The 9,667-nt window shown below is 60.3% G+C and carries 8 protein-coding genes and 1 pseudogene; 2 read left to right on the forward strand and 7 right to left on the reverse strand.

Annotated elements, in window-relative coordinates; genetic code table 11:
• The 6 genes from Q8K05_RS06985 to Q8K05_RS07010 all read right to left on the reverse strand — a co-directional run.
• The coding region (locus Q8K05_RS06985; RefSeq protein ID WP_305245785.1) for a NusA N-terminal domain-containing protein at positions 1-602 on the reverse strand (602 nt) is incomplete at its 3' end.
• A gap of 17 nt (positions 603-619) precedes the next feature.
• Positions 620-1,225 carry a ribosome maturation factor RimP gene (gene rimP / locus Q8K05_RS06990; RefSeq protein WP_305245786.1) on the reverse strand — a complete coding sequence of 202 codons (606 nt, stop codon included), beginning with the start codon at positions 1,223-1,225 and terminating at the stop codon, positions 620-622.
• A 206-nt stretch (positions 1,226-1,431) separates the two neighbouring features.
• The gene (locus tag Q8K05_RS06995) at positions 1,432-3,042 is read right to left on the reverse strand and encodes an ABC transporter ATP-binding protein (RefSeq protein WP_305245792.1); all 1,611 of its coding nucleotides are present in this window, start codon (positions 3,040-3,042) and stop codon (positions 1,432-1,434) included.
• Between the two features lie 89 nt (positions 3,043-3,131).
• On the reverse strand, positions 3,132-4,181 hold the full coding sequence (locus Q8K05_RS07000; RefSeq protein ID WP_305245787.1) for an ABC transporter permease: 1,050 nt from the start codon (positions 4,179-4,181) through the stop codon (positions 3,132-3,134).
• 2 nt (positions 4,182-4,183) lie between these two features.
• Positions 4,184-5,218 (reverse strand): microcin C ABC transporter permease YejB, encoded by a 1,035-nt coding sequence (locus tag Q8K05_RS07005; protein ID WP_305245788.1) that lies wholly within the window; start codon positions 5,216-5,218, stop codon positions 4,184-4,186.
• Between the two features lie 112 nt (positions 5,219-5,330).
• Positions 5,331-7,145, reverse strand: coding sequence for an extracellular solute-binding protein (locus Q8K05_RS07010; protein ID WP_305245789.1), 1,815 nt, complete (start codon positions 7,143-7,145; stop codon positions 5,331-5,333).
• A gap of 110 nt (positions 7,146-7,255) precedes the next feature.
• Here Q8K05_RS07010 and fabI point away from each other — a divergent pair, with 110 nt between their 5' ends.
• Both fabI and Q8K05_RS07020 read left to right on the forward strand, forming a co-directional pair.
• The gene (gene fabI, locus Q8K05_RS07015; RefSeq protein ID WP_305245790.1) at positions 7,256-8,041 is read left to right on the forward strand and encodes an enoyl-ACP reductase FabI; all 786 of its coding nucleotides are present in this window, start codon (positions 7,256-7,258) and stop codon (positions 8,039-8,041) included.
• A 58-nt stretch (positions 8,042-8,099) separates the two neighbouring features.
• Positions 8,100-8,441, forward strand: coding sequence for a hypothetical protein (locus Q8K05_RS07020; RefSeq protein ID WP_305245791.1), 342 nt, complete (start codon positions 8,100-8,102; stop codon positions 8,439-8,441).
• A gap of 45 nt (positions 8,442-8,486) precedes the next feature.
• Here the strand turns inward: Q8K05_RS07020 and Q8K05_RS07025 are convergent.
• Positions 8,487-9,667 (reverse strand): annotated as a pseudogene (locus tag Q8K05_RS07025) (lysine decarboxylase); the annotation flags it as partial.

The raw sequence follows: 9,667 nt of genomic DNA on the forward strand, positions 1-9,667 counted from the left end.
CGCGACAGCAGGATGGGCGCGCCACGCAGCGTCAGGTCCACTTCCATGATCATGGCGCGGACGCGGTCACCGGAGCGCAGGTTTTCCTTCGGGATCATGTCACTGCGGCGCAGGCGGCCTTCAACGCGCCCGGACTCGACAATCAGATCGCCCTTGTCCATGCGTTTGACGGTACCGACAAAAATCTTGTCGCCGCGCGACATGAAGTCGTTGAGCAGCATTTCCCGCTCGGCGTCCCGGATTTTTTGCAAAATGACCTGCTTGGCCGCTTGCGCACCAATCCGGCCAATCGGCAGGCTTTCGATCGGCTTTTCGATGTAATCGCCTTCTTCGATGTCGGCAATTTCATCGCGCGCATCGCTGACCAGCTCTTCGGCATCCGGATTCTGCAGGCCTGCTTCATCAGGCACTACCAGCCAGCGGCGGAAAGTTTCGTAATTGCCGCTGTCGCGGTCTACCGCAACGCGAATGTCCACCTCGCCGGAGAACACTTTTTTGGTGGCCGACGCGAGCGCGAGCTCGACGGCACCAAAAACGACGTCACGTTCAACATTTTTCTCACGCGAGATGGCATCAACCAACATCAACAGTTCGCGATTCATTTCACAAGCCTGCCTTTCTAAATTATTTCTGTAGGGCTATCTGCAGCCGGCGTCAGCCTGGATTTACGTCCCTTGAAATCGACCACGGGCGCCAAACGCGCCTGCTGGATTTCGTCGAGCGTGAATCCTAGCGCCTGCAGCGGTGCGGCAATTCTCTTTTTGCTGACTTTCTGGCCCGGTTTGACGGCGGGCTCATCGCTCCACACGATCTGCCATCCCGCCAAGCCGTCTTTGGACTCAGCGCGCTCCAGCGTGCCGCGAAACTTTTTGCGGCTGGCCGCTATGCCTGAGCCGGCGCTTGCAGCGACCCCAATGGGGGCCTTGAGAGTGACGTCAACCAGCTCACCTGCAAAGCGCTCAAAATCTTTTTCATGACGCAAGGGTCTGTCAATGCCGGGCGAGCTGACCTCGAGCCGCGCATACTCGGCGCCCTCGACTTCCAGTACAAACTGCAACTGGCGCGTGACTTTCTCACAGTCTTCAGCATTGATGAACTGTTCAGCACCGGGGACGTAAGGCATGTCAATCGTGACGCGCAGCAATCCGCCACCGGTCCGCTCGATCTCGACCAAGTCGTAACCCAGTCCTGTAACAGTTTGCTCAATCGTTTCTTGTAAAGCCATTCAGTCTTTTTAAATCAGTCTGTAAAAACAAACGCCCAAAAAAAATGGGCGGTGAAACCCCGCCCATTTGGTCGTGAAGCGCATATTATAGCGCGCCAAACGCTTTGAATCCAACATTTTTTGCCCCGTAGCGGGCTTGATTTGGCGGCTCGCCTGCATCAATCCGCTGTTATTTTAATAAGTTTTCGCGAATGCTGCGCAACCGATCAGGCTTGCGTCACCAGCACCTGCGTGTACGGGTGGCGCGGTGCATCCAGCACTGAAAAGACCGTGCCGGATTCCACGACTTCGCCGTCCTTCATCACCATCACGTCATGAGCCATGGCCCGTATCACATCGACGTCGTGCGTGATCAGGAGATAGCTCAAGGCCCGTTCACGCTGCAAGCGTTGCAGCAGTGCCAGCACCTGCTTCTGGATGGTCACGTCCAGCGCGCTGGTCGGCTCGTCCAGCACCAGCAGGCTGGGGTTGATGATGAGCGCGCGCGCAATCGCCAATCGCTGGCGCTGACCGCCGGAAAATTCGTGCGGATAGCGTTGCAGCAAACCCGGAAACCGCCCTGCGTCCACCCCCTCCCCCATGCCCACGTCGGCAAGCGCCTGCAGGACGCGCTGCCGCCGTTGCGCCTGGCTCAGCGCGGGCTCATGCACCAGCAAGCCTTCTTCCACAATGGCTTCTACCGTCATGCGGGGCGACAGCGACGAAAACGGGTCCTGAAACACCACCTGAACGGTTCGGCGAATAGCCTTGTTGCGGGCTGCCTGATCGCTCCAGGGCTGGCCTGCGGCCTGTAATTGCCCGGAAAAAGGAAGCAAACCCAGACTGGCCAGGGCCAAAGTGGATTTGCCAGAGCCCGATTCGCCGATCACCCCCAGCGTCTTGCCCGGCGCGATCGTGAACGAGGCGTCCTGAACCGCGACAAATTCACCACGCTTGAACCAGCCGCGCAGGCCAGGAACAGTAACGGGGTAAGCCACGCGAACATGGCGGGCCTGCATGATGGGCGACGCGGCGGCGGCGGGCGCCTGATGCTCTGCAACATCCCTGACCGGCTTGCTGTCGATCAGTTTTCGGGTGTAGCCATGCTGCGGGTTGGCAAACACGTCCGCTACGGGCCCCTGCTCCACGATACAGCCGTTTTCCATCACCGCAACGCGGTCGGCGAAGCGGCGCACCAGGTTCAGGTCGTGCGTGATCATGAGCACGGCCATGCCGTTTCGCCGCTGCAAATCACTGAGCAAGTCCAGAATCTGGCCGCGCAGCGTCACATCCAGCGCCGTGGTGGGCTCGTCGGCCAGCAGCAGCCGGGGCTGGCAAGCCAGCGCCATGGCAATCATGGCGCGCTGGCGCTGGCCGCCAGACAGCTGATGGGGAAACGAGCGAGCCCGCCTTTCAGCCTCCGGGATGCCGGTATCTGCTATCAATTTAATAGCTGCCTGCGCTGATTGTGCTTGGGTTAGACCTTGTTTTAGCTGTACAACTTCGGCAATCTGGTCGCCCACGCTGAACAAAGGGTTCAGCGCCGTCATCGGCTCCTGAAAAATCATGGCGATGTCGCGGCCCCGAATGCCGCGCAACTGCCCTTCGGGCAGGGACAACAGATCCACAACAGCGCCGTCTGGCGCAGCAAACAAGGCCTGCCCCCTGATCCCGGCGTTTTGAACCAGCCGCAGCAGACTCAAGGCCGTCACCGTCTTGCCCGAGCCCGACTCCCCCACCAGGGCCAACTTCTCCCCAGGGGCGATGGAAAAATCGATACCGCGAACGACCTCCTTGCCGGCAAAGGAAACCTGCAAATTTTTCACCTCCAGCAGCATCAGGGACGAGCGTTCCGCCGACAGGCCGCCCTTAGGCGGAACAGCCCCCTCGGGGGGCAGCGAGGACACGTCAGTGCCGGGCGTGGGGGTCATACCTCTGCCTTTCGCGGGTCCAGTGCATCACGCAGGGCGTCGCCCATAAAGGTCAGCAGCAGCAGCGTGACGACCAGCACCGCAAACGTCGACAGCGAAATCCACCAGGCATCGATATTGGCCTTGCCCTGATTTAGCAACTCGCCCAGTGAAGGCGTTCCTGGCGGCACGCCCAGACCCAGGAAATCCAGGGAGGTCAGCGCCAAAATGGCGGCGCTCATGCGAAAAGGCAAAAAGGTCACCACGGGCGTCAGGCTGTTGGGCAAAATGTGGCGCCACATGATCTGCAGGTTGCCGACGCCCAAGGCTCGGGCCGCCCGCACATAGTCCATCTGGCGGTTGCGCAAAAACTCGGCGCGTACGTAGTCTGAAAGCCCCATCCAGCCAAACAGGCTGAGCAGCAACAGCAGCAAGGCCACGCTGGGCGCAAACATGGCGCTGAAAATAATCAGGATGTAGAGTTCCGGCATGGAGCCCCAGATTTCCATGAAGCGCTGAAACACCAGGTCGGTCTTGCCGCCCACATAGCCCTGAATGGCCCCTGTGATGACGCCGATCACCACGCCGATGGCGGTCAGCGCCAGGCCAAACAGCACGCTCAGGCGAAAGCCGTAAATCAATTGCGTCAGCAAATCGCGCCCCCGGTCGTCGGTGCCCAGCAGGTTGTCGCGCGACGGCGCAGACGGGTTGGGCTCTTTCGCAAAATAATTGATGGTGCGCGGCCCGTAGGGATTGGGCGGGTAAATGGCCCAGTTGCCATCCTGGCTCAATTTTTCACGAATGAAGGGGTCGAGGTAGTCGGCCGGTGTTTCAAAGTCACCGTCGAAAGTCTTTTCTGAATAGTCCTTGAACAGCGGCAAGTACAACTCCCCCTGGTAACGCACGACCAGCGGCTTGTCGTTGGACAGCACCTCTGCAAACAGGCTGAGTGCGACCAGCGCGCTAAACAGCAGCAGACTCCAGTAACCCAGCCGGTTGCGCCTGAAGCGCTGCCAGGCGCGGCGGGACGGTGAAAGTGATGGCGGAAATGAAGAAGCGATGTCCATGTTCAATCAAACTTCACACGGGGATCGACCCACACATAGCAAAGATCGCTGATCAGCTTGGTCACCAGGCCAATCAGCGTAAAAAAGTAAAGCGTCCCCAGCACCACCGGGTAATCGCGCCGGATCACGCTCTCGTAACTGAGCAGGCCGAGGCCGTCGAGCGAAAACAGGGTTTCAATCAACAAGGAGCCGGTAAAAAAGGCCCCGATAAAGGCGGCCGGAAAGCCGGTGATGATGGGGATCAGCGCATTGCGAAACACGTGCTTCCAGAGCACCTGGCGCTCGGAAAGGCCCTTGGCGCGGGCCGTCGTCACGTATTGCTTGCGGATTTCTTCCAGAAACGAATTTTTGGTCAGCACCGCCGTCACGGCAAAGCTGCCCAGCACCATGGAAATAACCGGCAGCGTGATGTGCCAGAGGTAGTCTGTGATGCGCGCCCCCCAGCTCAGCGTCTCCCAGTTGGCCGAGGTCAGCCCGCGCAGCGGAAACAGCTGCAGTTGCCCGCCAAACACCACCAGCAGCGCCACACCGAGCACAAAGCCCGGAATCGCATAGCCAACCAGCACCACGAGGGTGCTGACAAAGTCAAAACGCGTGCCCGCCCGCACCGCCTTAGCCACGCCCAGCGGCACGGCAATCAGGTAGCTGATAAAAAAGGTCCAGAGCCCCAGGCTGGCGGAGACCGGCAGCTTTTCCTTGATCAGTTGCCAGACATCCTTGTGCTGATAGAAACTGTTGCCCAAATCAAAGCGGGCAAAGCGTCCCAGCATCTGTACAAAACGCTCATGCACCGGTTTGTCAAAACCGTAAAGCGCCTTGATTTCTTGAATGCGCTCGGCATCAACCCCCTGCCGTCCGCGGTAACCGGCGCCCGCTGCGACAGCCCGCTCGCCACCGGAGTCGCGCCCCTGCAGCTGCGCCACCATTTGCTCCACCGGCCCGCCCGGCACAAACTGCACCATGGCAAAGGTCAGCAGCAGCACCCCGAACAAGGTCGGGATCATCAGCAGCAAACGCTTGAGAATGTAACTGGCCATGATTAATCCATTTGTTCCAGCAGGGGGGACATCGGCCGCCGTGCCGGGCCGCCCCCAGCAAGGCCAGCCCCCTCGGGGGGCAGCGCAGCACACGCAGTGGCAAGCGTGGGGGTCATTTGGCCCACCAGGTGCTCATAGCCCAGGTGTCGGGCTGGTAATACGGCGGGATGACCTGCGGCAGCACAAAGCGGCCGGGACGGTAGCCAATCAAGAAAGCGTCGCCGTAGTACTGGGGCACCGAGTAGTAACCGTGGGTCAGCACGCGGTCCAGTGCGCGCATGGCGGCACTCAGTTCAGGCCGGGTTTTGGCGCTCACCACCTTTTGCAGCAGCGCATCCACGGCCGGATCGGCAATGCCCCAGACATTGGAAGAACCCGGCGTGGCAGCGGCCCTGGAGCCGAACAGCTCCAGCAACTCGCCGCCCGGCGCCGTGCTGCCGGGCAAGCGCAGCGTCGTGATTTCAAAATCAAACGCGTCCATCTTTTGTTTGGCCAGCGAAAAGTCCACCACCCGGTACGTCATGGTGATGCCCAATTTTTCCAGCGCTTTCTGGAAAGGCCCGACGATGCGCGCGAGTGAAGGCTGGTCGTTCAAAAACTCCAGGGTGAAGGCCTCGCCCTGGGCATTGCGCAACGCGCCATCGCGGTAAGTCCAACCCGCCTCACGCAGCAGCGCCTGGGCCTGCCGCAGGTTTTCGCGCAGGCTGCCGGGGGGCGTGGTGCTGGGTGAAATGGGCACCGGGCCAAACACCTCGGGCTTGAGCCGGCCGCGCAAAGGCGCCAGCAAGGCCAGCTCATCGGCTCGGGGCAAGCCTTCAGCATGAAACTCACTGTTGGGGAAGTAGCCGTTGACGCGTTTGTACAGCCCATAAAACAGCTGACGGTTCATCCACTCAAAATCCATGGCCAGGCCAATGGCGCGCCGCACCCGCACGTCCTGAAACTTGGCATGCCGCAGGTTGAACACATAGCCCTGAAAATCGCCGGGATTGCGATTTTCAAACGCGCGCTTGACCAGTTCGCCCGAAGAAAACTGCTTGCCGGTGTACTGGCGCGCCCAGTTGCGCGAGATAAATTCACGCAAAAAATCGAATTCACCGGCTTTCAGGCCCTCGAAGCGTGAAGTTTCGTCGAGGTAGATCTTGAAGCTGATGCGGTCAAAGTTGAACTGGCCCTTGCGGCTAGGCAGATCAACACCCCAATAGGCCGGGTCACGCACATAAGTGATGTCGCGCCCCATGGCCGGCTTGGCGATTTTGTAGGGCCCCGAGCCTATCGGAACGTCGGACACGATCTGATCGAAGGGCTTGGCCGTTCCGGCCACCTTGCCCCATGAGCGGCTGAACACCGGCATGCCGCCCACCACCAGCGGCAGTTCGGGGTTGGGCGTCAGAAAATCAAAGCGTACGACGCGTTCGGAAACGACCGTCACGCCTTTGACTTCGGCATAAATGGTGCGGTACTGCGGTGCGGCAAGTTTGCCCGTGAGCTGGGTGTAGGCATGCAGCACATCGGCCGCCAGTACCGGCTCGCCGTTGTGAAAGCGCGCCTTTGGATGAATGCGAAAAGTCGCTGACAGCTTGTCGTCGCTCACTGTCACGTCGTCGGCCAGCAGTCCGTAGGCCGTGGTCGGCTCTTCGGAATTGCCCGTAAGCAGGCTTTCAATCAGCAGGATGCCCACGCCGTAAGGCGCGGTGCCGCGCAGCGTGAAGGGGTTGAACTTGTCAAAGTTGGTGGGCCGCGTGGGCGGCACCATGCGAATTTCACCGCCTTTGGGCGCTGCGGGGTTCACGTAATCAAAATGGCTGAAGCCGGCCGGGTACTTGATATCGCCAAACTGCGCATAGGCATGCGCGGCCCATGCTACCGGGGCAAGGCATGCCAGCAAAGCCGCCATCAGGGCCCGCAAAAAAGATAAATCCCGCATGCGACAATTCTGCACTAATTAAGTCGGCGAAATTTGGGGGCTGGGGAGACAACACCTGCAGCACTCCAAGCAACATTCGCCGTTTCATTCGCACACACTGGAGCATACGCATGGGTTTTCTCACTGGCAAAAAAATACTGGTCACGGGCGTGTTGTCCACCCGATCCATTGCCTATGGCATTGCCAAGGCCTGCCACGCCCAAGGCGCCGAACTGGCTTTCAGCTACGTCGGTGAGCGCTTTAAAGAGCGCATCACCGAATTTGCGGCCGACTTTGACTCCAGCCTGATTTTTGACTGCGACGTCGGCGATGACGCGCAGATCGACAGCCTGTTTGCGGATTTGTCCAAAACCTGGCCCACCTTTGACGGCTTTGTGCACAGCATTGGTTACGCTCCGCGCGAAGCCATTGCCGGTGATTTCCTGGAAGGCCTCTCGCGCGAGGGCTTCAAGATCGCCCACGACATCAGCGCCTACAGCTTTCCGGCCATGGCCAAAGCGGCCTTGCCTTACCTCAATGACAAGTCCGCGCTGCTGACCCTGACCTACCTGGGTTCACAGCGCACCGTCCCCAACTACAACACCATGGGCCTGGCCAAGGCCAGCCTGGAGGCCAGCGTGCGCTACCTTGCTGAATCCCTGGGCCCCAAGGGCATGCGCGTCAACGGCATCAGCGCCGGACCAATCAAGACACTCGCGGCCAGCGGCATCAAGGACTTCGGCAAGCTGCTGAGCATGGTGGCGGCCGCCTCACCGCTGCGCCGCAACGTGACCATCGAAGATGTCGGGAATGTGGCGGCTTTCATGTTGTCGGACCTGGCTGGCGGCGTGACCGCCGAGATCACCTACGTGGACTGCGGCTTTAGCCACACGGCCGGCGTGAGTCGCGACAGCTAGAGGGCCATCGCGGCTTGGCGGCCCGGTGGCGCTATCAGATCGATAGCAGATAACACCCATGGATACTGGGCTTAGTGCCAAAATATCTAACACACTGCCCGACTACTGGGTCAGTGAAAAGCTCGATGGCGTGCGCGGCTACTGGGATGGCGAGAAGCTGTTAACCCGCGGTGGAAAATCCATAGCGGCACCCGCCTGGTCCACGGCGGGCTGGCCCAGGGTGCCGCTGGACGGCAAGCCTGCGCGGCGCTTCAAACTGGGCACGGGGTTCAGCCACGCCGAACGGCAAGACCCGCCCGCCTTGGGCGCGCTGGTCACCTACCGTTTCAGGGGATTGAACGACAGCGGCATCCCGCGCTTTGCCAGCTTCATGCGCGTGCGCGAAGAACCGCTGCGCTGAGGAGCAGTCGGCGCGCGTGCGCCACCGCCTGTTTAGCCGCCCTGGCTATTTCCTGACGCAATCAGCGTAATAGCGGACCTTGCCCTTGGCATCCACCTGCTCGACCAGCCCGTGGATGTCCGTCTCAAAACCCGGACACTGCGCGTTGAACTCACGGGCAAACTTGAGGTAATCCACAATTTTCTTGTTGAACACCTCGCCTGGAATCAGCAGCGGAATACCGGGTGGGTAAGGCGTGACCAGCCCGACCGTCACGCGGCCTTCCAGGTGATCAATCTCGACACGCTCGGTCGTGCGGTGGGCGATGTGGGCGTAGGCGTCGCTGGGCTTCATCGCGGGTTTGAGGTCGCTCAAATAGACCTCCGTCGTCAGCCGCGCAATGTCGTACTTGGAATACATGGCATGAATATGCTGGCACAAGTCGGCCAGCCCCATGCGCTCGTACTTCGGGAACTTCTGGCAGAACTCGGGCAGGATGCGCCACATCGGCTGGTTCTTGTCGTAGTCGTCCTTGAACTGCTGCAGTGCTGTCAACAGCGTGTTCCAGCGGCCCTTGGTGATGCCAATGGTGAACAGGATGAAAAAACTATAGAGGCCGGTTTTTTCCACGATCACGCCGTGCTCGGCCAAAAATTTGGTCACGATGCTGGCCGGAATGCCGGTTTTGGCAAACTTGCCATTGAGGTCCAGACCGGGCGTGACAATCGTCGACTTGATCGGGTCCAGCATGTTGAAGCCGGTGGCCATCTGGCCAAAACCATGCCAGTTGTTGGCGCCGTTCTTCGCTGTCTTGGCACTGCGCGACTCGCCTTTGATGATCCAGTCCTCGGCCAAACCAATGCCCTCTTCCGCGAGCTTGTCCGGTCCCCAGACCTTGAACCACCAGTCAGTGCCGTATTCGTCGTCGATCTTGCGCATGGCGCGGCGGAAATCCAGTGCCTCGAGGATGCTTTCTTCCACCAGGGCGGTGCCGCCGGGCGGCTCCATCATCGCGGCGGCCACATCGCAGCTGGCGATGATGCTGTACTGTGGGCTGGTGCTGGTGTGCATCAGGTAGGCCTCGTTGAACAGGTGCCGGTCCAGTTTGACGGTCTGCGAGTCCTGCACCAGCACCTGGCTGGCCTGGCTGATGCCGGCCAGCAGCTTGTGGATGGACTGCGTGGCGTACACCACGGCCTGCTTGGGTCGCACGCGTTTTTTGCCCATCGCGTGGTAGCTGCCGTAAA

The organism is Polaromonas sp. (assembly GCF_030682935.1).
GTDB lineage: Bacteria > Pseudomonadota > Gammaproteobacteria > Burkholderiales > Burkholderiaceae_C > Polaromonas.

Excerpts from the sequence above, each read along its gene's own strand:
- Q8K05_RS06995 (WP_305245792.1), bottom strand. The coding sequence starts at position 3,042 with ATGCTGCTGGAGGTGAAAAATTTGCAGGTTTCCTTTGCCGGCAAGGAG.
- Q8K05_RS07000 (WP_305245787.1), bottom strand. The coding sequence starts at position 4,181 with ATGGACATCGCTTCTTCATTTCCGCCATCACTTTCACCGTCCCGCCGC.
- Q8K05_RS07005 (WP_305245788.1), bottom strand. The coding sequence starts at position 5,218 with ATGGCCAGTTACATTCTCAAGCGTTTGCTGCTGATGATCCCGACCTTG.
- Q8K05_RS07020 (WP_305245791.1), top strand. The coding sequence starts at position 8,100 with ATGGATACTGGGCTTAGTGCCAAAATATCTAACACACTGCCCGACTAC.
- fabI (WP_305245790.1), top strand. The coding sequence starts at position 7,256 with ATGGGTTTTCTCACTGGCAAAAAAATACTGGTCACGGGCGTGTTGTCC.
- Q8K05_RS07010 (WP_305245789.1), bottom strand. The coding sequence starts at position 7,145 with ATGCGGGATTTATCTTTTTTGCGGGCCCTGATGGCGGCTTTGCTGGCA.
- rimP (WP_305245786.1), bottom strand. The coding sequence starts at position 1,225 with ATGGCTTTACAAGAAACGATTGAGCAAACTGTTACAGGACTGGGTTAC.